Here is a 25,500-nt window from a genome sequence, read left to right as displayed (position 1 = left end):
TAAAATACATGATAAATAATAAATATAAATACTAAAATCCTTTAACCATAACACGGAAAAAGTTTAAGATTTTAATAATACAAAATATAGCAAATGGAATTAATATAATTCACGCTTCACCTAAAAAAACCATTATCTCAGGTAAAATATTTGTTATACCTTCTTTAACTTTTCATAATGCACTAGTCAAACCCGTTCAAATACCAGTCATACCCTCAGTCATAGTTTTAAGTGTAGGTGCTGTTAAAAAATTAAACGCTGTTGTTAAATACATACCTAACATTTTTTTTATCCTCCTTTATTTCAATTTCTTTTTTTTCTTTTTTCTTTCCTCGAATTTGTTTAATTTTTTGATAAATTGATAAACCAATTCAAGCAAAAATCCCTAATATAATAACAACACTAAATATTGTCGTTAATCAAGTTGGCATAATATATCTCCTTTCTAAAAACTAAAAAATTGAAATTTGCAAACTCGCTCCGCTCGTTGTCGCTTCTCTCCATTAAAAACACTACTGAATAAATTATCCGCTAATAAATTACTCGGAATAATTTATTCTTTTACTTTTTAATTTCAATATCTTTTGCAATCTTATTTACAGTATTAATAACATTATCTTTACCATACTTTTCACTAACAACCGCAAAATAATATATTGCTTTGTTTGCATAATTTCAACTCCTTAGTTAAAAATATTAAAAAAAATTTACTTTCCAAAACTGTAAAAACCAAAAATACAAAATGTATATGGTTTCTACACAAAAAAAATGATATGCGACTGCATTAGTACTAATTTTATTAGCAACATTACAAGAAATTATTATGGAATCAACAGACTTAGTTGATAATTTTTTTGCAAGTTTAATTCAAAAAAATGTCCATGGTTATCAAGAACTATTTAATTAGATTAAATATATTTTTGGAGCAGATAATGTTTATCATGTAAAAGCAGTTTGAGATAGTTGGGGTTTAGGAAATTATGTTGGATATCATTATACAGCAGGACAATTAGCAATTAATGGAGTTGCTGCCTCTAACCAACTTTATTTTATTATGTTTGCAATTCTAAGCGGAGTTTGTTATGGCTTTGGAGTTTTTAATGCACAATATTATGGTGCTGAAAAATATAAAGAATTACAACAAGTAACATTATTAAAAATTTATGTTTGTTTAATCATTTGCCTTATTGTATTAATTTTATCGCAGGTTTGTGGTTATGAAATGATTAGTTTTACTACAACACCAAAATATGCTCCTCGCCCTGAGATAGTTGCACAATTAAAACCTGAGGATAAAGATTTAGCAATTCAGTGGTTTAAATATTTTGAATATAGAGCAGCGTCAATTTCAACATTAGAAGGATCAGATTATTTTAAAATAGTTGCTTTATCATATCCATTGTTAGCAATTAACATTGCTTTTATTACGACTTTACGTGAAACTGGTCGAACAGGTTTGACAGTATAAATTTCAGTTATTGCTTTAAGTACGAATTGTTTTATGAATCCATTTTTAATTGAACCAAATTTTATTGCAAATTTTAATGGAATTGGTGTACAAGGAGCCGCGATTGCTACGTCAGCTTCACGTATTTTGCAACTTGTTTTTATAATAGTTTTATTTTCATATAAACGGTATAAATTTATTCCTCGAAATTGATGACACTTTGATGGTTATGTTACAAAACGAGCGTTTCAAAAAGCTTGACCAATTGTTTTAAATGAAATTTTTTGATCAGTCGGAATGGTAGTACAAGTTAAATTACGAGCATATTATAGTTTAGATGCTTTAACAGCAAATGCGATTTTTTCAACAATTATTGCTGCTTTATATACGCCGCTGTATCATGGATTTGCTGCGGGAACTTCAGTTTTAGTTGGCAGCCGGTTAGGGGCCAATAATTTAGAAGAGGCAGAATATAATGGTAAACATTTAGTTATTTTGTCTTTTCTAATTGGAATTATTGCGGGATTAATTTTACTTGTCGGAGGATGATTTTTACCAGAATTATTGTTTGTAAATAATACGCCAGAAACATTTAGAATTGCACATTAGATGCTTTTTGCTTATGGATTATGATATCCTTGTTTAATGATTGCTGCAACAAGTTATGCCATTATTTAGAACAGGTTGTGCTGTGATGAATGCCTTTGTTTTAGATGCTTTATTCACATGATTAGTGCCAGTACCATTATTAGAAATTTTAATTTTTACTTCAAATTTAGATATTATTTATATTGTATTAATTATGCAATCAGTTGACAGTTTAAAAGCAATTTGAGCATTGATTATTTTAAAACGAAAAAAATGGGTAAAAAATTTAACAGAAACTAAGCATATTACAGAATTTGATAATAAAGTAAAAAGGATAAAAAGAAATGCGAAAGAAATGTAAAAATTTTGCATTTTTTTATTTTTTTGTGTATAATTTTACTTTTTATTTTAATACTAAAAAACAGTGAATGTATGATATAATTACTTTGTAATAAAATGGGTATAAAAGTGGCTAAACTAAATTTAATAAAACATATTAAGTTTTTTTTGAATGGGGTAATCAGAAACAATGAAAAAAATTAGAGTATTAACGTTAGGAAAAAAAGGAATTTTAAAAAAATTCTTATATCAGAATGAAGAGGTTAAATTAGGTGATAAAATTGCTTTAATTGAAACTGAAAATGGCGAATCTATTATTACAGCCCCAATGGATGGAATTATTGTTAAGCCAATTAAAGAAGGCACTAAAATTAAACCCAATGCTGTTATTGCTAATTTGCTAACAACTGAAGATGAAATTGAAAAGTATTATTTTAAACGTCTTGAAGATAACGAATTTACTCGTTTAAATAAAAAAGGGGTAAAATTTTCGACAACAAAAAATGATCAATTTGGAACAAAATGAAATGATGTTGAAGAAGATGATTATTCAGGAATTAGTATTGGGAACGAAAATACTTTACACCCAACTTTTACGCCACCTTTATTTAATCAGCAACAAGTTTACAATAATGAAAACATCATTAATTCAAGAACTGTATTAATTAATGAACAACAACCATATGATACTTCGATATTATCACAAAATTTTAACCAAAATGGTGGAACTCCCTTTTCTAAAGAGAATACTATTAATAATAGTTCTTATTTTTCAACAAATATTGAACAAAATCAATCCATTAATTTTCAGCAACAAAAAAATTCATCATCACAAAAACAACTTTTTGAACAACCCACTAAAATAACACAAGAAGAACAGAAACGATGGGATGAAACAGCATTATCTTTTGGTCCTAAGAAAACACGAAGATTATCATTTAAAAATTTAAAAATTAATGATAATGATATTATTAATAATCGAGAAAAAATTCCTTCAATTGATTCAATAAAAAACCCAATGAATAAAGAAATAAAAAGTGAGGCGAAGACAACAATGGTTAATATTCCTGATTTGAATAGTAATATGTTTCAAGATGGTAACTTTGAATCACAAACAAATAGTTTGAATCAACCGCCTTCTATTCCCGACCAAAATATTATAACGAATGCTATTACAATTGGACAAACAAAATTAACAGAAGAAAATCAAGCAAAAGAATATGCAAAATATTTAGTTAATACAACAAAGCATCAAGATAAAGTACCAATTAATGCAGCAGCATTTTTTGGTGGTCAAAATGAAAATACTAGTTTTCGTAATCTTGTAAATCAACGTCGTGAGCAATTACATAATAATAATGATTTTCATGAGTTATCATTAGAAAGTGGTAATTCCAAAAATTCAATGGATTTTTTAGATGAAGATGGACGTCCTAAAATTTTACGTAATATTATCCAAGGAAGAATGAATGATTTAATTAAAAGAAATGTATCATCAGAAGTACAAACTGGGTATAGTAGTTCTGCTTCTAATTATAATGACAATGTTAATACTTTTAAAACAAATTACAAAAAATTATCTGATGAAGTTTATATTTCTGCTGATGGTTACACAATTGATCCAAATGAGTCAAATGAAGCGAAAGAAAAAAAACAAGGACATTTTTCTCCATTAAAATCTTATCGTGATCGTTTATATGAAAAATTAAATGATAATGGGCAACGAGAAAAAATTTTAAAAACAAGAAATCAACGAGAGTTAATTAAGAAAAGAATGGAGCAAATTGCAAAAGGAAATGTTGAAGTTGATTCTGTTTTAGGAGGAATTAGTAATTATCAGCGTCCTTCTTTTGAGGAAGTTGAATCACAATATAAAATATTAGATAATGAATACTATGATAATAATTCGCAGCAAAAAAAAACAAATGATGATATAGTTAAACCATCTTTATCATATGAAAAACAACAATCATCTAAGCAATTAACTCAACTTGAAAACAGTGATGAAAGTAACTGTAGTTTAAAAGGTACAATTGACAATAATGTAATGATTGAATTGGCAATTTTAAAAGAACGCTTAGCTAATCAAGAACAAAATAATCGTCAAAATGAATTATTACGAGAAATTCAAAGTTTACGTCAAGTAAATAATAATAATAATAATACAGATGGAACAAACATTGAAAAAATGATGCAATATATGTTAATGCAACAAATGTTAAAAACAATGAATGAGTCAGATCCTTTTTTAAAAGAGATGTTAAAAGAATTTAAATTTAATAATAAACAAGGGCCTGAATTAAAAACTGAACATAATTGTGAAACACATAATTTACAAGTTAAAAAATTTAATTCCACAGAAACTACAATTCCTAATAGTTATGGAAACTTGGTACAACCATTAAATAACAATTTAAATATTATTAATACTAATAGTAAAGTTGAACCACAGGGATTAGAAACAAGAGAAGAAATTAAATCAACAAGATATCCTGCGATTCAATCAATGATTATGTCTCAAGCACATGTACCACCATTAACAATTAATACTGAAATTGATATGTCAGCAATTATTGATCAACAACGAAAATTAAAAAATGCTAATGCTGAGTATGGTGTTCGATTTTCGACAATGAGTTTTTTAGTAAAAGCAGTTTCGTTAGCTTTAAGTGAATATCCAAAATTAAATTCATATTATGATTCAAAAACAAATCAAATTGTAATTAAAAATTCACAACACATTGGGTTAGCAACAGAAACTAGTGAGGGATTAGTTATTCCAGTTATTAAATTTGCTGAGCGAATGAGTTTAAAACAAATTGCAATTAACATTCAAGAAACAATTGAACGTTTACGTCAAGGTGAATTATATGATTATGAATTAAAAGGAAGTACTATTACTATTGCCAACTATGGAATGGTTGGAGCAGTTAATGCAACACCAACAATTTTTTATCCTAATTCAGCAGTAATTGGTGTTGGGCGTATTGTTCGTAAACCAATTGTCATAAAAGGGGATAAACTAGTAATTCGTTCAATAATGAATTTTGCTTTAACAATTGATCAACGAATTATTGATGCTGCAGAAGCAGGTATTTTCTTAACACGATTAAAAGAAATTTTAGAATCACCAGAATTAATTACGTTGTCATAAAAAAATCTTATTAATTTTTAATTAATAAGATTTTTTAATTTTTTAAAATTTTATAACTATAATTTTTTCCTTTAATAATTAAATTATCTAATTCAATTAGTATACTGTTGTTACGATCAATAATTATAGTAAAAATTAAGTCACCAAGATAAATTAACCTAGATATAATATTAATTTTATTTTTGTCTAAAAGTTCTCGTAAAAATACTTCATTTAATGGGCGTAATAAAATTCCAATTTTAATTTGTTCATTAATTTTTTCTAACTGAGCAGAATTTAAAATAATACGCGTAATTGTTACATATCCATTTTTAATTCAATCTTCGGGTAAACTGTAAATTGGATTAAAATACCGAAGAACTAGAACAATAATATTTGTTATATTTTTTCAAGAATATTTTCTAAGATAGTTTTCCCTGCAATATTTCGTATTTCACCATTATCGGTTTTGTAAATATTTTCACTACGATTCCCAATGACATATGTATATACATTATGGTTTGCTTTTTTATCTTTATACTTTTTTAAGAAGTTAATAACATCTGTTTCAGTTTGAACGTAACTAGCAAAACAAAGAAATTTAACATTACGAATTATTAATTCTTTAGTTAAAATTTTATTTTTCTTAATATATACATTTTGTTATTCTTTTTCTATTTTTACTCCCTTGGGTACTACATAGCTGTACCTAATATATTATATAATATAAAATTAATGATAAGATTTATTAACATAATAATCCTTTTTAAAGTAATATCTTATTTATTTTAATGTTGAATTATGTAAAATGAAGTGCAACAAATCAAATTTGAAAGGAGTTGATTTGTTGCACTTCGATTACACGATGCCTGTTATAAAAAATATGTTTTTAAGATGTAGAAATAATTCTATTTACATTTTTTTGTTTTAAGTTATAATAATTAAGGTTATTTATATAATCATATATGGCGGTTGTGGCGAAGAGGTTAACGCTCCGGATTGTGGCTCCGGCATTCGTGGGTTCAAGTCCCATCAGCCGCCCCATTTTTAACTACAAAAGTAGTTTTTTATTTTTAAAAAGAAAAAATATCAAATCTAACATAATATCTCCCCTATTAAAATTATCAAACAAATAGGGGAGATTTTTACTTAACTATAAGGTCTTGTAAAAAGCAATATATAAATTTATAATTTCCAAAATAATTTATTTCCAATAAAAAAATTTCTAATTAGTTAAAGTCTGTCTATTTACTTAATAAATACAACTGATATAATGAAAATGTTGACGTATTTAAAATAGCATTTTATTTTAAAGTAATTAATATCAAAATAAAATTAAATATTATGGCAATTTAAATTTAATAATTTTACATAATTTTTTATTGTATTATTTTTAGTTGTTTTTTTGCTGTAATTTTAAAAAAGTAAATTATGGGAGGTAACATTATGGACTCGTTACAAGTTGGAGATAGTGTCTTAGTACATGCTTATAAACATAATGGTTCAGTTTACCGTAGTTGAGAATCAGCAGTTTTTTTATTACTAGAAGAAGAATATATTGTTTTAGTAAATGAAGATGTTACTGTTACAGAATTGAATGGTAGAAAATGAAAAACAAATGAACCAGCAATCTGGATTTTTAATCGGAAAAATTGAAGTAATATTATTTGTATGCTTAAAGATACCGGAATAAATTATTATTGTAATATTGCATCACCATTTATTATGGAGCAAAAAACAATTAAGTATATTGATTATGATTTAGACATTAAAGTTTTTGCCGATGGTAGTTATAAAATTTTAGATTTAAAAGAGTTTAATCGAAATCGCATTGCTTGAAAATATAGTCGTGATATTGTTAATGAAATTTGAACAGAAATTGATAATTTAAAGCATTTAATTAAAAATAAACTTTTTATTTTTGAACATAGTCGTGTAAAAACATTATGGAAACAATATTTAGTATTAAAATCCAAATTACTTAAATAATGTTTTATTGTTTATTCTCTAAATATAATTATATCTATAGATATAATAAAAGTGTTTTAGAGAGGAGATTTCTAATGGGACAGTATAATTTTAAAAAAAATTTTTTATTAGGTAGTGCTTTTTCTGCGCCGCAAACAGAAGGGGCATCTTTGAAAGATGGAAAATCTGCATCAAATTGAGATCATTGATTTAAGTTAGAAAAATATCGTTTTTTAATCAACAACCTTGTTTGAATGATTTTTACCATCGTTATCAAGAAGATATTAAAATTGCAAGGGAAGTTAAATTTTAATTCATTACGAACATCAATTCAATGAACTAGATTAATTCCTGATGGAAAAACAGTTAATCCAAAAGGAATTGAATTTTACAATAATGTAATTAATGAAATGTTAAAAAATAATATTAAACCAATTATTAATTTATTTCATTTTGATATGCCATATTGAGCACAACAAAAAGGTGGTTGGTTTTCACGAAAAGTCGTTGATGCTTTTGTTTTTTATGCAAAAACTTGTTTTGAATTATTTGGTGATCGAGTTGAAATGTTTACCACTTTTAATGAACCAATTGTTGTAATTGAAGGTAGTTATTGATATGATTGATATTTTCCAAATGAAGTTAATATGCAACATGGTATGTAGTTATCAAACATTTCATTTAATAAATCTTTTAAATTCATGTTATTTATCTCCTTTATTTGTAATTTCTTGTATATTTTGGATTTTAAAAACTTTCTTTATTAATTTGATTAAAAATTTTTTCTAATTCAGCATAAATCATTTGCTTCATAGTATTTTTCCCATATCCATCAAATTCACCATCATTTATTGAAATTAATAATTTAGCAATATTTCTTTTTATTTTTTCCATATTATTTATTCTCCTTTAATATAAGTTCTAATATTCACATCCTTTTTATTTAATATTTTTATCTTCTAAATCAATAATGGTTGTTATTCAACCATTTTTATTTTCAACATTAGCAGTAATTTTTGCTTTTTCTAATGTATAAAATGATTTAGTTAAAATATCATTTGAAAAATCACCTTTCATAATTAATAAGTATTTTTTAGTCATAATTTAATCCTCCTTAATCATTTTTACTCGTAATAAATTATTTAATTCACTTGTATTTTTAAAATTAAAATATAATTCTGATAATGTAAATATTTCAATAGAATTATCTTTTCAATAACATTTATATTTTTTTATCTTTACATTTTTTCAATTAATACCAATAAATGTTAATCAAGCATTTTTATAATTAATTTCATTTTTTAACATTTTATATTTCCCCTATTTTTTTTATTTATAATTAAATTTTCTAATTGATAAGTTTGTAATCAATGTTCTTCACATAATATAATTTCTTTTTTATAACCTAAATTTCACTCTAATTTATCACCAATTTTTTTCAATATAATTATTTCCAAAATAAGCATTTTTATTATTACAATTAATTTTATTACAATTAATTCTTTGACATTTCATAGATTTTTTAATCCTAATTCTTTTTACCTAATGCTCAATGTTCATCATTAATTTCATTGTGTTTAAGAATATATTGCTTTTGTTTATTACATTTAAAACAAGAACCTCAATATCTTTTTTAAACAAATTTTCTTTTTTATAGTCATTTTTAAATTCTCCTTTTTACAATTAACTACAAAGTACTACAATGTTCTACATTTTGTAGTTACTTGTAGTATTAAGCACCTCCTCATCAAGCCCCCACTAGTAGATTAATTAAGAAATCCTTGCCCAGTTCTTAAAAGTTATTCAACCTCTACGCACACGATTTTATTTTTTTCTTGCAATTAATAGTTATGAATGCACCGCTACGCGCCTATCTTAATTAAAGTCATTAATTTACAAAATCGCAAAAAACAAGTTAACAGCTCTAATGATTTCATACCGGCAAAATGCCTTGCTGGGGAACCTTCCCTTAAAAAAATATGTAATTGTAAATTAAATAATTGTAGAGCCAATATATTTAATTTTTAGAGTTAATTTTCAAATAAAAAAACAACCCTTTAACAAGAGTTGTTTTTTTCCTACTTCATCCTTTATTCTACAATTATTATTATTTTTATAATTTTGAAAGAGTACATAAGTCTTTAAATTTTCAGACACCATTTAATTTTTTGAATAGTTTAAGTTTAATTAAATAATTTTAAATTATTAAGTTTTTGTGTTTAAACTAAATAAGTTTATTATATTTTAATTAATTAATAATATGTAAATTAACTCATAAAATATGTTATTAAAATAATAAAATATGTATTTATTAATTAAAATTTAATAAATTATTTTTTAGTGTGTTTAATTTTATATTTTTTATTTATTTATTTATTTTATGATATTTTTTTATTATAAATAAATATTTTTATTATTTTTGTTATTTTCTTGTAATCTTTAAAATGTGTGTGGTATACTACAAGAGAATTAAAAAAATGCTTAAACAGATACTATATGATAAAATTAAAGCAATTTTATGTCATGCTGAATAGCATTGTAATACTTTTGTTCTAAATCGAACAATTGTTCAAACAATAAATGGGATAATAAAGAAAATTACTGCTATTAGAATAATAATCTGTTGAATTGTCATTTCAATAAACTTTCTTAATTTTAACGAAATATAATAGAGAAAATAATAATAAAAATTAGAAAGAGGAAAATTATGATTAAAAAGAAATTTATTTTTGCTGTATCAACATGTGCATTTCAAATTGAAGGAGGTCGTAGTTTAGGTGGGCGAACAGAATCAATTTGAGATGAGTTTACAAAACGTAATTTTTCAATTCCGCCATTAGGAAAAGCAGAAAGGGAAATTAATTCAATTGAAGTTGCAGCTGATTTTTATAGTAAGTATAAGACTGATACTCGAATCATGAAACGAATGGGCTTACAAGGATTAGTTTATAATATGGATTGAACTCGATTTTTTCTTAAAAATAGTACTGATTTTAATCCAGAAGGGATTAAATTTTATGATGATGTTTTTAAAACATTAGTTGAAAATGGAATTAAACCAATCCCAATTTTATATCATTGAGATACACCAATGTGGGCAGAAATTTAAGGTGGATTTGAGAATCGTAATGTAATTGAATGATTCCGAAACTATGTACGCATTGTGTTTCAATATTTAGGGAAATATAGTAATTTATGATTTGTTAATGACGAGAATTCTACTTTTACATTAGATGCTTATTTAAATGATTATTTACCACCACCAAAAAATAAAACAGCTTTTGCTAAATCAATTCATCATTTAAACCTTAGTGCAGCAATTACAAAACAAGAATTTGTTTTAGCTAAGCAAAAAGGTTATCTTGCTAATGATGCAATGTTAGGAATTGACCATGATTGAGCGCCGCCATATCAATTACGAGAAGGTGATGAAGCAGCAGTTGAAAAGTATAACCAATGATTTAAAAATTTCTTTTTGGATCCAAATTTAAAAGGAACTTATCCAGATTTTTTTCCAATGATTAGAAGATGAAAACATTGATTTTATAATTAGTAATGAAGATTTAAACTTATTAAAAAAACATCAATTGGATTTAATTGGTTGAAATTATTATCGTCCATGTTATATTACTAGGGATAATTATGTTGATAATTTAAAAGAATTGCACCAAAAAAGTCATACTTTTTTATATCGGGTTTTAAACAATTATTTCCAAAAGGTATTGAATATACAAAATGAAATTGAATTATTGACCCAAAGATGTTAGCAATTGGAGCTGAAATATTATGAAAAGAGTATCAAAAGCCAGTAATGATTATTGAAAATGGAATGGGTGATTTTGATAATAAAGCAGAACCATTAATTTTAGATCAAGATCGGATTCGCTATTTAAGTTTACATTTAGCAGAAGTATTTAAAGCACTTAAGCGTGAAGTTAATTTAATTGGTTATTCATTATAAACTTATTATGATATTTTTTCTCCAAGTGGAGGATATCGGAAAGATTATGGCTTGGTTTCTGTTGATTTTAATAGTAAAATTAAAACGCGAACACCAAAATTATCTTATGTTTGATATAAACGAGTAATTGCGACAAATGGTAAAAATCTTGCATATGATGATATTGATGTTTTAACGAATTTATTAAAGACGGAATTAACAACACGAGACTTTTGATATAAATAAGGAGGCTGACATGAAAATTGTATTAATTGGTTCAGAACGAATTACAAAATGATTTTTAGATGATTTACAAAATACAAAATGTAAAGATCAAATTACTTTATTTGGAATTTATAATTTAACTTATGAAAAAGCTTTGCAATATAAAGATATTTACCAAATTCACAAAGTTTACCAGTCATTAGATGAGTTAATTCAAGATGCTACAAATTTTGATTTAGTATATATTGGTACAAGTGATGCAACGCATTATGAAATTACTAAACAATTATTGTCCCATAAAATAAATTTTTTTTGTGAAAAACCATTAACATTATCATATCAAACTGTACAAGAGTTATATGATTTAGCAACAACAAATAATGTTTTATTATTTGATGGTATTAAAAGTGGATTTTCACCAGCTTATCAAATGATGAAAGCAGATTTGAAAACTGGTTTAATTGGAACAATTGAATATTTGAGTGCTAGTCATGCGAAAGTTTCAACAAGTGGTAAAAAACCAGAACCAAAATCAAATGATAAAAATTTTGTTGGACTACATTTAGCTGGTGGAATGTATGCTTTATTTATTGGACTTGATTTATTAGGGCCAGCTCAATTAGTAACACATTTAAATAATGCTTATTCAACACATAATGCAATTTCTACTTCTATTTTAAATATTAGTCATAAAAATCAGGGGATTTCAAAAATTATTGCTAGTGATAGTTTATCTAGTGAATTATCAGCACAAATTTTAGGGACAAAAGGTTACATTAAATTAGGTGGTAATTTGCAAAAATACAATGTTGATTATTAGAAAGATTCTTGTCATATGGCATATACTTATCAAGTTTATGATTTACAAGGTAATTTAATTAAAACTGTTGATGAACCATTTACAACCGCTGGTGAAGGGCTACGGTTTGAAATTGAACATGTGTATGATTTATGAAAAAATAAAAAAAATGAGTCAAATGTTGTTCCAAAAGCAATTTCATTAGAAATTATTAAAATTTTAGAATTAACAAATAATAATAATGATCATCAAATTATTGAGTTATAGAGAGGAAAAAATTAATGAATGTTTTAGCAATTGACTTAGGAGGAACTAGTTCTAAGTGTGCTGTTTTTTCAGAAAAAAAAGTTATTCGTTGTGAATTTAAAGTTACAACAAATAAAGCAGCAATTTTACAAACCATAAAATTAGAAATTGATCAGCAATTAAAAAAACATCAAATTGATTGAGCAACAATTAGTCAAATTGGTTTTGCAATTCCTGGTTTCTTAGATGAAAAAAATGGGATTGTTGCTTTAGCTGGTAATTTAAATTGATGTAATTTTAATATTAAAGAAGAAGCTGAGAAAATTTTTCAAAAACCAGTTCATATTATTAATGATGCTAATGCAGCTGCATTAGCAGAATATTGAGATCGGATTTATGATAAAAAAGAATCATTAGTTTTATATACATTAGGAACTGGAATTGGTGGTGGAATTGTTTTAAATGGCCAGTTGTGAACAGGTGCAAATGGTTTTGCTGGTGAACTTGGTCATGGCGGTTCTTTTCAAAAATTATTTGCTTGTACTTGTGGGTTAGAAAATTGTATTGAACCAGTTTCTTCAGCTACAGGTTTGACAAAATTAATTAACCAAGCTGCTGATAAAAATCCGGGTAGTTTATTACACCAGTTAAAAGAAAAAGAACAACATGCTTTAAAATTAGTTGATATTAAACCCTTATTTGATCAAAATGATGAATTAACAATTGCAACAATTACTAGAGGATTAATTCCCTTAGCGTATCACATTGTAACAATGTTATATATTTTGAACCCAGAAGTCATTATTTTAGCTGGGGGTGTTACTAATTTAGGAGTAAAATTAAAAAATATATTAGAAGAATTAGTAAAATCACGAATTGGTGATTTTATGTTAAAAACTTTTACTCTTGAGATTTCAAATTTACAAGATAAGGCAGGAATGTATGGGGCAGGATATTATGCGATTTCTAAAATGGATAAAACAAAATAAGAAATGGAGAACATAAAAATGAAAGAAATAAATTTTGAAGAAGTATCTTTTGGGATTATTACTTATGTTGGTATGGCAAAATCAAATGCCTTAATTGCAATTAAGTCTGCAAAAGAAGGAAAAACTGCGGATGCTAATAATTTAATTATAGAAGCAGAGCAAAATATTATTGAAGCAGAAAAACAACATATGACTATTATTTAAGAAGAGGCACAAGGGACAAAACATCAAATTCCCGTGTTATTTATGCATGCCGAAGATCAAATGATGACAGCACAAATGGTTATTGAATTAGCAAAAGAATTTATTGAATTATATGATAAATTACTTACAAAAAAAGTTTTGGATTAATTGTTATGCGCATTGGTGTTAGTTTATATCCACATTTGATTGCAGAGAACTATGTTTTAGAAACATATTTAACAAAATGTGCAAAAGCTCAAATTAAGGTTATTTTTACTACCTTAATTTAATTAATGTTAAAAAAAGTGATCAAAAGTTATTTAATCGCTTTTTACAATTAACAAAAACAGCTAATAAATAAATTAGGGATTGATGTTTATGGTGATGTCAATGGTGCTGTTTATGAAGAATTTGAATTAGATAAAAATAATCGTTAACAAGTTGTGAATTTTTTATGACTGAATAAGGACCTTGGCAATATAATGATAAATTACCAAGCATTGAAATGCATCGTGATTTAACATTAGATTTCCAAATTCGTCATTTTGTGGCCTTAGGTGTAGACGACATTATTGTATCAACGCAGTTTTTAAATGATGAAGAATTTGCAACTTTACAAAACATTAATTTACATTTAATTACATTAAGTTTAAAAACAGATAGGGGAGTGTCCCTACTGAAAAGGGGATACTTCTTGACCAAACAATTAATTTTGTTCGCCCATATTTAGCGGAGTACATGATTCGTAGTACATTTGCTCGGATTAAATATCAAGATTGTGATTTGCCTGCCCGCCCCTTCAATGGTTAATATTTTGAAAAAGGTGATGTTGTTATTTTAAATAATAAGGCACAAAATTATAAAGGTGAAGTTCAAATTATTACAAAACGGATGATAAACGATGGTATTCGTAACCTTGTTGGTCAATTAGACGAAAATGAACAAAAAATTGTTGATTGTTTATTACCAAATCAAGAATTTAGATTTAATTTAAGTTAAAAAAGCTGTAGTTAAAACCTATGACTTTTTTTATTTTGAGGGATATAATTAAAAAATAAAAAATAATATTGCAATATTAAATAAATAGTTATTAATTTATTAACTCTTATTATTTTAAAGAAAGGAGTTATTAAGTTATGAAAAAAATATTAAGTTTATTAGGAGCAATAATAATGTTTAATAATATTGCTTCTCTTGTTACAGCTAATAAGGTACAAGAGCCTTGACAAAATAATAATAGCCAGCAAAAAGATAAAACTTACTTAATTGAATCTGAAGTGTTTTTAAATAAAGCATTAAAAGTAGCGAAAATTAACTATAAAACAGAAAAAGTTAATTTAACAGCGTTAGGAATTAATAATTTAAATGAGTTAAAAACATTTTCTGTCGTTTGTTTGCCTGACTTTGAAATAACAGTTAATGATAATAAGATTGATAATCCAAATTATTTTTTGCACTATTTATTCCTACAAGTGATTTAAAAGTACTTACGAATGAATTTGATTGGGTAATGTTAGATAATAAAAATGATTTTAGAACAACTATTAATAAGCAATGATATTCAGGTTATTTTTATATGAAGGGAGTTGTTTGAATGGATATCAACACTGCAATTTTGTACTTAAAATTATTTTATAGTTTTGAGATTACAGAAAAATAACCTTCATCTTCTAATTACATTAATCTAAGGATAAAATCAGGTTCAACATTACAAGTGATAAAAAAATAATGAAAGATTAAAAAAAGAAATAAGTTTGAAAGTTCAATTTATTTCTTTTTATTTAATTATTTTTAAAAATGTAAGTAATTCCAAATTAAATCTTGGTATTATCTTTATAATTATGTTAAAATCTAATAAATTAAGGAGGAAAAGTAATTAATGTCATTTACTGTAATAAAACACCCGTTAATTTTGGATAAATTAACAAGAATGCGCAAAAAGGAGAGTAATTCAAAGGTCTTTAAAGAAAATTTAGATGAAATTGCGCAATTAATGGCGTATGAAATATTTCGAAATATTGAATTAAATGAATTTGAAATTGAAACACCAGTAGCAAAAACAAAGGGATATAAAATTGCAAATGATATTGTTTTATTTCCAATTTTAAGAGCAGGTTTGGGGATGGTCGATGGAATTATTAATTTAGTCCCAAACGCTAAAATTGGACATATTGGATTATACCGAGATGAAAAAACCTTAGAACCACATGAATATTTTGCCAAAAAACCAGAAAATATTAATAAAGCAAATGTTTTAGTTTTAGATCCAATGTTAGCGACAGGGGGCAGTGCTAATGTGGCAATTCAAAAAGTTAAAGAATGAGGAGCAACTAATATTAAATTAGTATGTTTGGTAGCTGCACCTGAAGGAAAAAAATGTATTGAAGAGCATCATCCAGATGTTGATATTTATGTTGCTGCATTAGACAAACGTTTAGATGAACATGGTTATATTATTCCTGGTCTAGGTGATGCTGGAGACCGTATTTTTGGAACTAAATAAAAAAAATAAATTAAATTGAAAAAACCATTTTAAAGGTGTAGAATATAAACTGTCAATAATAAGTTTAATAATGTTTTTGGGAATACTAATAGTATTGACGATGATATATTTGACATTAAAACGAGATTGAACTTTATACACAGGATTAGTTTTGGGGTATTTGTTTTCTCTTATAGGTTTCTTAATCATTTGTTTTTCTGGATGATTGTTAAGTATAAGTTTAAATAAGTACTTTTTTATCTTATTGTACCTAGTTCGCTTAGTGATTTATACTATACCTATAGTTATTTATGCTAAGAATACTAGTTTTTTTAGTATCTACACAATAATTGTTGGAATTAGTTTATGTCCATTTTCATCATTATTTGCAAATGTTAAATTTCCCATTCATCAACGCAGAAAGGAAAAAAAAAATGGCAATGAATAGTAACTTTGGTCAATTTCTTGCAATGGATTTAATCCCTGATCCAAATAAAAGTGGAATGGATGCATGAAGTTATACAATTTTATTACCGCAATTAGTAACGATAGTTATTACTACCTTTATTATTATGCTTTTATCAATAGGTTATTATAAACGCTTAAAAAAACTTGGTCCAACCGATATTCCAACTGGTTTAGTACTTTTTGCTGAAATTACAATTAAGTGAGTTGAAAAACAAGTTGTTGATTTGATGGGACCAAAATATAAATTTTTAACAGTTTATGTTATATACTTATTATTGTATATTGGGATTGGAAATTTAATGAGTGTTGTTGGGTTTGAATCACTTGCAACAGCTTATACTGTCCCATTATCAACGGGATTGGTTACCTTTTTTGGAATATATTATTTTGGGATTAAATATCAAAAACTAGTATATTTTAAAAAGTTTTTTGTCAATCCATTAGAATTATTAACCCAATTTGTTCCTTTGATCTCAATTTCATTTCGTTTATTTGGAAACATTTTGGGAGGAACAGTTATTATTACCTTGTTCACAGCTTTAATGAGCTTTATTTGAGGACAGATTCCTTATATTGGGCCTGTTGATTTATTATCTGGTGTATTTTTACCTTTTTTAAGTATTTATTTTGATGTTTTCGATGGTTTAATTCAAGCATATATTTTTGCAATTTTAACAATTGCCTATTGGGCAATGGAAATGAAAACAGAAACCAAAGATAAAAACGAAAAGATAATTAAGTTAAAAAAAGAACAAAAAATTAAAAATGTTAATTTAAATGGCTAAAAAAGGATTAAAATAAAATTATATATTTGTTAAGGAAGAGGAGAATTATAATATGATAAATTTTATGACAATAGATTTGCTATCGAATATGATGACAATATGATTTATGGCCGGAATTAATGATGGTTTTACAAAGGGAATGTCATTATTGGGTGCAGGATTAGCTGCCATTGGTTGTTGTGGTTCAGGAATTGGACAAGGGTATACTGGTGGAAAAGCTGTTGAAGCAATTGCTCGAAACCCAGAAGTTGAAAGTAAAGTTAGAACACAATATATTATTGCTGCTGCGATTACTGAATCAGGGTCAATTTATGCATTAGTTATTGCTATTATTTTAGCATTTGTTACTGGTTAATGAAAAGTAAAAAGTTGGAAAGAAAGAAGGCTTAGATGTCTATGACAATGTGATTAATGTCAAAACCAATTGAACCAGCAGAAATTATTAATCAATTATTTCCTAATCTATGGGTTTTTATTGCGCATGTTATTGCGACAATTATTTTATTAATTTTATTATCAAAATGAGTTTATAATCCATTTCGAAAAGCAATGCGGGCTCGTCGCAATAAAATTCGAGAATTAATTCAAGATGCTGCTGAAAAACAAGCAAAAGCAACAATTGATCAAAAAGAAGCATCGAAATTGTTAACAACAGCGAAGGTAGAAGCAAATAGTATTATTGTTGCGGCTCGAACTGAAGCAGAGGCAAAACGTCATCAAGTTTTAGAAACAGCAAAAGCTGAAGTTATGCAGTTAAATGAACAGGCCCATAAAGAAATTCAAAAAGAAAAAGAGCAATATTATGATGATATTCGAAAATCAATTATTAATGTTGCTTTTAATGCAGCTGAGCAATTATTGAGCAAAGAAATTAATAAAGAAAAAAATGAAAAATTGGTAGAAGACTTTATCAAAGAATTAGAGTAGTAAGTTATGTTAGTTAGTAAAAAATTTATTGATAATTATGCAGCTGCTTTAATGGGGTTGGCGCTTGAAACAAAAAAAATTAATCATTTTTTAGAAGTTAGTAATATAATCGTAGATTTATTTAAACAAGAACCAGATTATATTAAGTTAATGATGAATGCTGACATTGCAAAAGAAGAACGAAAGAACATTTTAGCAAAACCATTTCAAAAAGTTATTGATCCGTTAATTTTAAATGCCCTTTTTTTATTAATTGATCGTGAAGCTTTTTGTTATGTTAGAAGAATTTTTAAAAGTTTAAGAAAATTAATAAATATTAGTTATGATGTTCAATATGGAAATATTTATTCAACCCAACCATTAACAAGAAAACAAATTACAACAATTGAAACAAAATTAAGTAAAAAATTTGGTTATCATATTGAGTTAGTTAACAAAATTGATGCATCTTTATTAGGCGGAGTTCGGATTAAAATTAAGCACGAAATTATTGATGGTTCAATTGCAGGACAATTAGAAACAATGCGACAAAAAGCAATATATAATAAATAGAAGATGGGGTGAAAAAGTGGTTTTAAATGTAAATGAGATTTCCGAAATAATTAAAAAACAGATTAAAGAATATGGTAAAAAAATTGAAATTCATGAAGAAGGAACTGTTGTGAAAGTTGGTGATGGAATTGCTTTAATTGATGGTCTTGACAATGCAATGATGAGTGAATTGCTAATTTTTCCGAATGAAATTTATGGAATGGTATTAAACTTAGAAGAAGGCGCTGTTGGGGCCGTTTTAATGGGTGACGATAAAACAATCCGTGAAGGTGATCAAGTTCGTCGATCAGGAAAAATTGTTGAAACGCCAGTTGGTGATGCGTTGTTAGGCCGTGTTGTTAATGCATTAGGACAACCAATTGATGGGAAAGGACCATTAAAAGCAACAAAAACACGTCCTGTGGAACGAATTGCACTTGGTGTTATGACTAGAAAATCAGTTGATGAACCAATGGAAACGGGAATTATGACAATTGATGCGATGATTCCCATTGGGAAAGGACAACGAGAATTAATTATCGGTGATCGCCAGACAGGAAAAACAGCTATCGGAATTGATACAATCTTAAATCAAAAAGGGAAAAATGTAAAATGTATTTATGTTGCAATTGGACAAAAAGCATCAACTGTTACACAAATTGTCGAAAAATTACGAGCTGCTGGTGCATTAGAATATACAACAGTTGTTTCAGCCACAGCAAGTGAATTATCGCCATTACAATACTTAGCACCATATACTGGTGTTACTATTGGTGAAGAATGGATGGAATCTGGTGAAAATGTCATTATTATTTATGATGATCTTTCAAAACATGCTGTTGCCTATCGAACAATGGCACTATTATTACACCGCCCACCTGGTCGTGAAGCATATCCTGGTGATGTTTTTTATTTACATAGTCGGTTATTAGAACGCGCCGCGCGAGTAACAAAAGAATATGGAGGCGGAAGTATTACTGCTTTGCCAATTATTGAAACACAAGCGGGTGATATTTCAGCATATATTCCAACTAATGTTATTTCAATTACTGATGGGCAAATTTTCTTAAATAATGATCAGTTTAATGCTGGAATTCGTCCTGCGGTTGATGTGGGATTATCGGTGTCACGAGTAGGGTCAACAGCACAAATTAAAGCAATGAAACAAGTTGCTGGTTCATTAAAATTAGAATTAGCACAATATCGTGAACTACAAGCCTTTGCTCAATTTGGTTCTGATTTGGATGATGCGACAAAAGAAGTATTAGAACATGGAAAACGAGTAATTGAAATTTTAAAACAAAAACAATATTCACCGCTTTCACAAATTGACCAAGCAATCATTTTATTAGCAGTTAAGAAAAAAAGAATTCGTTGAATTCCAGTTGATAAAATTCAAGAATTTAAAGAAGAAATAATTGAACATTTTAATACAAAAGCAAAAAAATACTATACTGAATTAGCAAAGGCCAAATCCTATAGCGATACCTTAATGACTAATATTGATAATGAAATTATTAATGTTGTTAAAAAAATTACCAATAAAATTGCTAATTATAAACCAGAAATGTTTGGACAAATTGAAGAGTGGAAAAAATTAGGACAATAAAGGTTAAAAGGACAAAATGGCAGTCGGAACAGATTTAAAAAAACAAATTACTTCAATTACTTCAACATCTAAAATAACACAAGCAATGAAATTGGTGGCGACAGCAAAATTAAAAAAAGTTGGTAAACGAATTTCTAATTCAAAACCATATTTTGCTGAAGTTTATACTGTTTTTAATGATATCATTAGTAAAGCAGATGATTCAATTTATCAAAAAAAAGATGGCATAAAAGATAGTAAACGTACTTGTTGAATCATTGTTAATTCAAATTTAGGTTTATGTGGTGGTTATAATATTAATATTAATAAGTTGGTGTTACAACAATTACGAAAAAGTGATTGTATTATTACAATCGGTTCTAAAGCAGAAACATTTTATGCCCATAAAGGTTATGAAATTATGCAAACAAGAAAAGATATTGATATTAATTTTTCTTATGATGATGCACGTGAGTTTGCACAAGAAATTTTATCTGGTTTTAATGGAAATAATTATGATGAAATTAAAATTGCTTATACAAAATTTATTAATAATGTAACTTTTGAACCAACAATTTTACAATTGTTACCAATTATTAAGGTAACACAACATGAAGAACCAAAACACATTAATGTTATTACCGAATTTGAACCAGATCCAGCAACGATTTTAGAAAATGCGGTGCCAATGTATTTAAATACTATTTTATTTTCATCAATCGTTGAATCACAGGTTTCAGAACAAGCATCACGGCTAGTAGCAATGGAAAATGCAACAGATAATGCAAATGCAATGTTAGAAAAATTATCGTTATTATATAACCGTAAGCGTCAAGCAGCAATTACACAGGAAATTACAGAAATTGTTGCTGGGGCTGGCGCGCAAGAAAATTAAGAGGTGGTTAAAAAATGGAGAAAAATGGAAAAGTATCACAAGTGTTAGGGCCTGTTGTTGATGTACGGTTTACGGAAGAATATTTGCCTGAATTATATAATGCTATTACGGTTAATAATAATGGTACAAAGTTAGTTTTAGAAGTTGTTCAACATATTGGTGATGACACCGTACGGGCAATTGCCTTAGGACCAACAGAAGGAATGGCTCGGGGAATGGATGTGATTGATACAAAAGCGCCAATTACAGTTCCGGTTGGTGAAGAGGTTTTAGGGCGTATGTTTAATGTTCTTGGAGAAGCAATTGATGAAAAACCACAGCCAAAGACAAAGACAATGCGTCCAATTCACCGTGAAGCACCATCATATGAAGAACAACAAACAACAGCTGCAATTTTAGAAACAGGCATTAAAGTTGTTGATTTATTAGTTCCCTTTGCAAAGGGGGGAAAATTGGTTTGTTTGGTGGTGCTGGAGTAGGAAAAACAGTACTAGTACAAGAGTTAATTAATAATGTGGCAAAAGCACATGGAGGAATTTCTGTCTTTGCTGGTGTTGGTGAACGAACACGAGAAGGTAATGATTTATATTATGAAATGATTGAAGCTGGTGTTATTGATAAAACAGCTTTGGTTTTCGGGCAAATGAATGAAACACCAGGAGCTCGTATGCGAGTTGCTTTAACTGGATTAACAATTGCTGAATATTTCCGTGATGATAAAAACCAAGATGTTTTATTATTTATTGATAATATTTTCCGTTTTACCCAAGCTGGTTCTGAAGTATCATCCTTATTGGGGCGGATGCCATCAGCAGTTGGTTATCAACCGACATTAGCAACCGAAATGGGAGCATTACAAGAACGAATTACTTCAACAAAAAAAGGAAGTATTACTTCTGTCCAAGCAGTATATGTGCCAGCGGATGATTTAACTGATCCAGCTCCTGCAACAACATTTGCTCATTTAGACGCTAAGGTTGTATTAGACCGTGAAATTGCAGCATTAGGAATTTATCCAGCAGTTGATCCATTAGGAAGTTCGTCTAGATTATTAGACCCATTAGTGGTTGGTGAAGAACATTATGAAGTAGCACGAGGAGTACAAGAAATCATCCAAAAGTTTAAAGAATTACAATCAATTATCGCCATTTTAGGGATGGATGAATTATCAGATGAAGATAAATTAGCTGTTACAAGAGCACGAAAAATTCGTAACTTTTTATCACAACCATTTTTTGTAGCTGAAAAGTTTTCTGGAAAAACAGGGAAATATGTCCCTGTAGTAGAAACAATTCGTGCTTTTAGAGAAATCTTAGCAGGAAAATATGATGATGTACCAGAACAAGCATTCTTATATGTTGGAACAATTGATGAGGTTGTTAAAGCCGCCGAAGCTTTAAAACATAATTAAAATGGCGAATCAAATTAGTTTAAAAATTATTACACCACAGGGTGTCATTGTTAATCGCTTAGTTGATATTATAACAGTGAAAACAATTACGGGATATATGGGTATTTTGTATGGTCATATTCCTATTGTTTCAACAATTGTTACATCTGAAATGACATACAAAGTTAATAATAAAGAATATAAATTAAGTATTGCTGGTGGAATTTTGCAAGTTGAACAAGAATTTGTTAAAATTCTTGCTGATGAAGTTGAACCTATTAGTTAAATCCGAAAGTAGAAATCTCTTTTTTGAGATTTTTTGTTTTAATTTTCTTAATTATAAATATAAAATAAAACATGATAGAATGATAATGTCTGAGACTACTTATATGATAAGCTAAGTAATATTAAAAGAAGGTAGGCAATGTAATGATAGTAAAAATGATCTTGTGTGATATTGATGGAACATTAGTAACTGATAAAGATAAAAAGATTCCAACTATAAATATTGAGGCTTTAAAAAAGGCTCAAGCAATGGGTATTTTAGTAACGATTGCTTCAGGACGGGTTCCTAGTAGTTTATCTGATTATGCAACAACATTAGGAATTATTGACAATTGTCCGTATGTTATTGGTGCTAATGGTGGGTCTGTTTTAAATTTAAAAACAAAAGAATATGTCTATGATGAAACAATTTCATATCAAGATACATTATGAGCAATGAATATTGTTCGAGAATTTGGTCATGATTTTTATTTAGCGCCACTTAATGAACAAGAAGCTTATGTTTCACAATCAAGAATTATTAAAGATGATCTTTTTTTATTTCGTAATACTGACATTAAAGCAATTGTTTTAGATTGAAATGAAATTCCGCAAATGCGTAAAATTGTAATTTCTTGTCATGATGAACAAAAACAAAATTGGTTACGACAACAAATTGCGGTCAGTAAAACATTAAGGACAGAAGTTACGGGATATGGGTTTATTGAGATTATTCCTAAAAATGTTAATAAATGACAGGGAATTTTAAAATTAATTGAAGTACTTAAACACAAAGAAAATCACCATCTTGATTCAGATGAAATTATGTGTTTTGGTGATCAAATGAATGACTATGAGATGATTAAAAATTCAAAATATGGAATTGCATTAGCCAATGCTACACCGCAATTAAAAGAAGTTGCTTTTGCAGTTACTGCAAAAGATAATAATGCGGCAGGAATTGCTGATTATCTTTATAAGACAATATTAAAATAGAAGATGAGGTTGTCATGTTAAAAATTAATGGTAATCAAATTAAATTAATTGTTACTGATATTGATGGCACATTGATTACTGATAAGCAAGAATTACCAACTCTTGTTCAAAATAAATTACTTGCATTGCAAGCAAAACGGATTGCTGTATCAATTGCATCAGGATGAATGCCCCTTGGTTTTGATAATTACACAAGAGAATTAAAAATTAAGAATTATTGTCAATATGTTATTGGTGCTAATGGTGCTTTAGTGTATGATACTAAAAACAATAAGTCAATTTATAGTAATTTAATGCCAGTTTCGGATTTAGTTATTGTAATTGATATTTTATTAAAATATCAATGTGATTTTACAATTTCATATCAAGATTATGATAATTTATATTGTGTGGGTGAAGAATTATTAAAAATTAAATCAAAACCAGGTGCATTTTTAGATGGAATGAAACAAGTAAAACCATTTTGCTTTGATGATATTAGAATAGCCAATAAAATTGTTGCAAAGCATTCATCCAAAATAATGTTTCAAGAAATGTATACATCTTTAAAACAATTTTTAAATATTAATGTTGAACCACTGTCTGAATATGGATGTGATATTGTACATGGTAATTCAAATAAAGTGCAATCAATTTTACATTTAATTGATATTTTAAATCAAAGGCAAGAACGTGAAATTAAATTAGAGAATGTTTTATATTTTGGTGATAATTATAATGACCGTTCTGTGTTTGAAATTTTACCTTATGCAATTGCAATGGAACATAGTCCAACTCCGATTTTAAATTTAGCATACGATGTAGCTAGCAGCAATAAATACCGGAGGAATTTATCATTATTTAAATAACCTTGAAAAAAAATTAAAATTAATTTAAAATACAATAATTTTGGTAATTTTATAGTATTTTTATAGTATTATTAATAGGAACATAATTTAATTTAGAGAGGGATGTTTTAATGAACCTATCAAGTATGATGTTTTTAGCAATTGATCCACAAGTAGCCAATACAATTATTTATGTTTTTGAAATAATTGCTTTAATTGTATCAATTATTATGATTATTATTGGTTTATTACAAAACAAAAAAGCACAAACAGGGTTAAGTGCTTTAAATGGTGGTAATGATGAATTATTTGCTAATAGTAAAGAACGTGGGTTAGATCAAACATTATCTATTTTTATGTTAGCATTTGGTTCAACATTATTAGTTATTACATTATTGATAAATTTATTAACAAAAGTTCTATTGTAATAATTAAATCTTTAAAAATTTCATTAATTGAAAAGAGATTTAAAAATGTCTCTTTTTTCATT

34 protein-coding genes, 1 tRNA gene and 3 pseudogenes are annotated in these 25,500 nt (G+C 27.2%); 32 read left to right on the top strand and 6 right to left on the bottom strand.

Annotated elements, in window-relative coordinates:
- Window positions 1–31: 31 nt before the first annotated feature.
- Window positions 32–283, bottom strand: a complete 252-nt coding sequence (locus tag SDAV_RS05400) for a hypothetical protein (RefSeq protein WP_114564837.1) — start codon at window positions 281–283, stop codon at window positions 32–34.
- Entirely contained in the window at window positions 252–431 is a 180-nt protein-coding gene (locus tag SDAV_RS05395; protein WP_114564836.1) for a hypothetical protein, read from the bottom strand. The genes SDAV_RS05400 and SDAV_RS05395 overlap by 32 nt, the downstream gene beginning before the upstream one ends.
- A gap of 311 nt (window positions 432–742) precedes the next feature.
- On the opposite strand from SDAV_RS05395, the gene SDAV_RS13195 reads away from it, so the two are divergent.
- The 5 genes from SDAV_RS13195 to SDAV_RS05385 all read left to right on the top strand — a co-directional run bounded on the left by SDAV_RS13195 (window position 743) and on the right by SDAV_RS05385 (window position 5,528).
- Window positions 743–907 (top strand): hypothetical protein, encoded by a 165-nt coding sequence (locus SDAV_RS13195; protein WP_245938556.1) that lies wholly within the window; start codon window positions 743–745, stop codon window positions 905–907.
- Window positions 908–1,054: 147 nt separating this feature from the next.
- Window positions 1,055–1,468 carry an MATE family efflux transporter gene (locus SDAV_RS13190; RefSeq protein WP_245938555.1) on the top strand — a complete coding sequence of 138 codons (414 nt, stop codon included), beginning with the start codon at window positions 1,055–1,057 and terminating at the stop codon, window positions 1,466–1,468.
- A gap of 33 nt (window positions 1,469–1,501) precedes the next feature.
- Window positions 1,502–2,056, top strand: a complete 555-nt coding sequence (locus tag SDAV_RS13185) for an MATE family efflux transporter (protein ID WP_245938554.1) — start codon at window positions 1,502–1,504, stop codon at window positions 2,054–2,056.
- 55 nt (window positions 2,057–2,111) lie between these two features.
- Window positions 2,112–2,396 (top strand): hypothetical protein, encoded by a 285-nt coding sequence (locus tag SDAV_RS13180; RefSeq protein WP_245938553.1) that lies wholly within the window; start codon window positions 2,112–2,114, stop codon window positions 2,394–2,396.
- Window positions 2,397–2,564: 168 nt separating this feature from the next.
- Entirely contained in the window at window positions 2,565–5,528 is a 2,964-nt protein-coding gene (locus SDAV_RS05385; protein ID WP_245938552.1) for a 2-oxo acid dehydrogenase subunit E2, read from the top strand.
- A gap of 378 nt (window positions 5,529–5,906) precedes the next feature.
- Here the strand turns inward: SDAV_RS05385 and SDAV_RS13175 are convergent, their stop codons facing one another.
- Window positions 5,907–6,056 (bottom strand): YigZ family protein, encoded by a 150-nt coding sequence (locus tag SDAV_RS13175; RefSeq protein WP_245938576.1) that lies wholly within the window; start codon window positions 6,054–6,056, stop codon window positions 5,907–5,909.
- Between the two features lie 419 nt (window positions 6,057–6,475).
- Between SDAV_RS13175 and SDAV_RS05375 the strand changes: the two genes are divergently transcribed.
- The 3 genes from SDAV_RS05375 (at window position 6,476) to SDAV_RS05365 (ending at window position 8,140) form a co-directional block, all read left to right on the top strand.
- A tRNA-His gene (locus SDAV_RS05375) sits at window positions 6,476–6,551 on the top strand.
- 402 nt (window positions 6,552–6,953) lie between these two features.
- The gene (locus tag SDAV_RS05370) at window positions 6,954–7,496 is read left to right on the top strand and encodes a DUF402 domain-containing protein (protein ID WP_114564835.1); all 543 of its coding nucleotides are present in this window, start codon (window positions 6,954–6,956) and stop codon (window positions 7,494–7,496) included.
- 74 nt (window positions 7,497–7,570) lie between these two features.
- On the top strand, window positions 7,571–8,140 hold the full coding sequence (locus SDAV_RS05365; protein WP_245938551.1) for a family 1 glycosylhydrolase: 570 nt from the start codon (window positions 7,571–7,573) through the stop codon (window positions 8,138–8,140).
- Between the two features lie 82 nt (window positions 8,141–8,222).
- Here the strand turns inward: SDAV_RS05365 and SDAV_RS11990 are convergent, their stop codons facing one another.
- The 3 genes from SDAV_RS11990 to SDAV_RS05360 are packed head-to-tail and all read right to left on the bottom strand — an operon-like array spanning window position 8,223 to window position 8,783.
- Entirely contained in the window at window positions 8,223–8,369 is a 147-nt protein-coding gene (locus SDAV_RS11990; protein ID WP_186823482.1) for a hypothetical protein, read from the bottom strand.
- Between the two features lie 45 nt (window positions 8,370–8,414).
- Window positions 8,415–8,576, bottom strand: a complete 162-nt coding sequence (locus SDAV_RS11985; RefSeq protein WP_186823481.1) for a hypothetical protein — start codon at window positions 8,574–8,576, stop codon at window positions 8,415–8,417.
- Between the two features lie 3 nt (window positions 8,577–8,579).
- The gene (locus SDAV_RS05360) at window positions 8,580–8,783 is read right to left on the bottom strand and encodes a hypothetical protein (RefSeq protein WP_114564834.1); all 204 of its coding nucleotides are present in this window, start codon (window positions 8,781–8,783) and stop codon (window positions 8,580–8,582) included.
- A gap of 1,399 nt (window positions 8,784–10,182) precedes the next feature.
- On the opposite strand from SDAV_RS05360, the pseudogene SDAV_RS14400 reads away from it, so the two are divergent.
- The 24 genes and pseudogenes from SDAV_RS14400 (at window position 10,183) to secG (ending at window position 25,438) form a co-directional block, all read left to right on the top strand.
- Window positions 10,183–11,028 (top strand): annotated as a pseudogene (locus SDAV_RS14400) (family 1 glycosylhydrolase).
- 207 nt (window positions 11,029–11,235) lie between these two features.
- Window positions 11,236–11,436 (top strand): family 1 glycosylhydrolase, encoded by a 201-nt coding sequence (locus SDAV_RS13160; RefSeq protein WP_245938548.1) that lies wholly within the window; start codon window positions 11,236–11,238, stop codon window positions 11,434–11,436.
- Between the two features lie 51 nt (window positions 11,437–11,487).
- Complete coding sequence (locus tag SDAV_RS13155) at window positions 11,488–11,661, top strand: hypothetical protein (protein ID WP_245938547.1); 174 nt, start codon at window positions 11,488–11,490, stop codon at window positions 11,659–11,661.
- Window positions 11,662–11,671: 10 nt separating this feature from the next.
- On the top strand, window positions 11,672–12,460 hold the full coding sequence (locus tag SDAV_RS05350; RefSeq protein ID WP_245938546.1) for a Gfo/Idh/MocA family protein: 789 nt from the start codon (window positions 11,672–11,674) through the stop codon (window positions 12,458–12,460).
- Between the two features lie 15 nt (window positions 12,461–12,475).
- Complete coding sequence (locus SDAV_RS13150) at window positions 12,476–12,706, top strand: hypothetical protein (RefSeq protein ID WP_245938545.1); 231 nt, start codon at window positions 12,476–12,478, stop codon at window positions 12,704–12,706.
- A 14-nt stretch (window positions 12,707–12,720) separates the two neighbouring features.
- Window positions 12,721–13,674, top strand: coding sequence for an ROK family protein (locus tag SDAV_RS05345; protein WP_114564833.1), 954 nt, complete (start codon window positions 12,721–12,723; stop codon window positions 13,672–13,674).
- 3 nt (window positions 13,675–13,677) lie between these two features.
- Window positions 13,678–14,025, top strand: a pseudogene (locus SDAV_RS05340) (PTS lactose/cellobiose transporter subunit IIA).
- Between the two features lie 337 nt (window positions 14,026–14,362).
- A complete protein-coding gene (locus SDAV_RS13145; protein WP_245938544.1) occupies window positions 14,363–14,587 on the top strand; it encodes a hypothetical protein in 225 nt (74 codons plus the stop codon).
- Window positions 14,588–14,691: 104 nt separating this feature from the next.
- Window positions 14,692–14,856 carry a phospho-sugar glycosidase domain-containing protein gene (locus tag SDAV_RS13140; protein WP_334199351.1) on the top strand — a complete coding sequence of 55 codons (165 nt, stop codon included), beginning with the start codon at window positions 14,692–14,694 and terminating at the stop codon, window positions 14,854–14,856.
- Window positions 14,857–14,993: 137 nt separating this feature from the next.
- Entirely contained in the window at window positions 14,994–15,338 is a 345-nt protein-coding gene (locus SDAV_RS05330) for a hypothetical protein (RefSeq protein ID WP_114564832.1), read from the top strand.
- Window positions 15,339–15,367: 29 nt separating this feature from the next.
- Window positions 15,368–15,517 (top strand): hypothetical protein, encoded by a 150-nt coding sequence (locus tag SDAV_RS11980; protein WP_186823480.1) that lies wholly within the window; start codon window positions 15,368–15,370, stop codon window positions 15,515–15,517.
- A gap of 219 nt (window positions 15,518–15,736) precedes the next feature.
- Entirely contained in the window at window positions 15,737–16,360 is a 624-nt protein-coding gene (upp, locus tag SDAV_RS05325; protein ID WP_114564831.1) for a uracil phosphoribosyltransferase, read from the top strand.
- Window positions 16,329–16,787 (top strand): MG406 family protein, encoded by a 459-nt coding sequence (locus tag SDAV_RS14630; protein WP_408641555.1) that lies wholly within the window; start codon window positions 16,329–16,331, stop codon window positions 16,785–16,787. Before upp ends, SDAV_RS14630 begins: the two co-directional genes overlap by 32 nt.
- Window positions 16,774–17,592, top strand: a complete 819-nt coding sequence (locus tag SDAV_RS05315) for a FoF1 ATP synthase subunit A (RefSeq protein WP_186823479.1) — start codon at window positions 16,774–16,776, stop codon at window positions 17,590–17,592. The genes SDAV_RS14630 and SDAV_RS05315 overlap by 14 nt, the downstream gene beginning before the upstream one ends.
- A gap of 52 nt (window positions 17,593–17,644) precedes the next feature.
- Window positions 17,645–17,947, top strand: coding sequence for an ATP synthase F0 subunit C (atpE, locus tag SDAV_RS05310; protein ID WP_004028354.1), 303 nt, complete (start codon window positions 17,645–17,647; stop codon window positions 17,945–17,947).
- 41 nt (window positions 17,948–17,988) lie between these two features.
- Window positions 17,989–18,519, top strand: a complete 531-nt coding sequence (atpF, locus tag SDAV_RS05305) for a F0F1 ATP synthase subunit B (RefSeq protein ID WP_245938543.1) — start codon at window positions 17,989–17,991, stop codon at window positions 18,517–18,519.
- 6 nt (window positions 18,520–18,525) lie between these two features.
- On the top strand, window positions 18,526–19,071 hold the full coding sequence (locus SDAV_RS05300; protein ID WP_114564829.1) for a F0F1 ATP synthase subunit delta: 546 nt from the start codon (window positions 18,526–18,528) through the stop codon (window positions 19,069–19,071).
- A gap of 16 nt (window positions 19,072–19,087) precedes the next feature.
- Window positions 19,088–20,659 (top strand): F0F1 ATP synthase subunit alpha, encoded by a 1,572-nt coding sequence (atpA, locus tag SDAV_RS05295; RefSeq protein WP_114564828.1) that lies wholly within the window; start codon window positions 19,088–19,090, stop codon window positions 20,657–20,659.
- A 16-nt stretch (window positions 20,660–20,675) separates the two neighbouring features.
- Complete coding sequence (atpG, locus tag SDAV_RS05290) at window positions 20,676–21,533, top strand: ATP synthase F1 subunit gamma (protein ID WP_114564827.1); 858 nt, start codon at window positions 20,676–20,678, stop codon at window positions 21,531–21,533.
- Between the two features lie 14 nt (window positions 21,534–21,547).
- A pseudogene (gene atpD, locus SDAV_RS05285) lies at window positions 21,548–22,944 on the top strand (F0F1 ATP synthase subunit beta).
- A 1-nt stretch (window position 22,945) separates the two neighbouring features.
- Entirely contained in the window at window positions 22,946–23,209 is a 264-nt protein-coding gene (locus tag SDAV_RS05280) for a FoF1 ATP synthase subunit delta/epsilon (RefSeq protein ID WP_114564826.1), read from the top strand.
- 143 nt (window positions 23,210–23,352) lie between these two features.
- The gene (locus tag SDAV_RS05275; RefSeq protein WP_114564825.1) at window positions 23,353–24,183 is read left to right on the top strand and encodes a Cof-type HAD-IIB family hydrolase; all 831 of its coding nucleotides are present in this window, start codon (window positions 23,353–23,355) and stop codon (window positions 24,181–24,183) included.
- A gap of 14 nt (window positions 24,184–24,197) precedes the next feature.
- On the top strand, window positions 24,198–25,031 hold the full coding sequence (locus tag SDAV_RS05270) for an HAD-IIB family hydrolase (RefSeq protein WP_245938542.1): 834 nt from the start codon (window positions 24,198–24,200) through the stop codon (window positions 25,029–25,031).
- A gap of 110 nt (window positions 25,032–25,141) precedes the next feature.
- Window positions 25,142–25,438, top strand: a complete 297-nt coding sequence (gene secG / locus SDAV_RS05265) for a preprotein translocase subunit SecG (RefSeq protein ID WP_114564824.1) — start codon at window positions 25,142–25,144, stop codon at window positions 25,436–25,438.
- Window positions 25,439–25,500 lie beyond the last annotated feature (62 nt).

The organism is Spiroplasma phoeniceum P40 (genome assembly GCF_003339775.1).
GTDB classification, from domain to species: domain Bacteria; phylum Bacillota_I; class Bacilli_A; order Mycoplasmatales; family Mycoplasmataceae; genus Spiroplasma; species Spiroplasma phoeniceum.
This window is presented reverse-complemented; position numbering and strand designations above follow the sequence as displayed.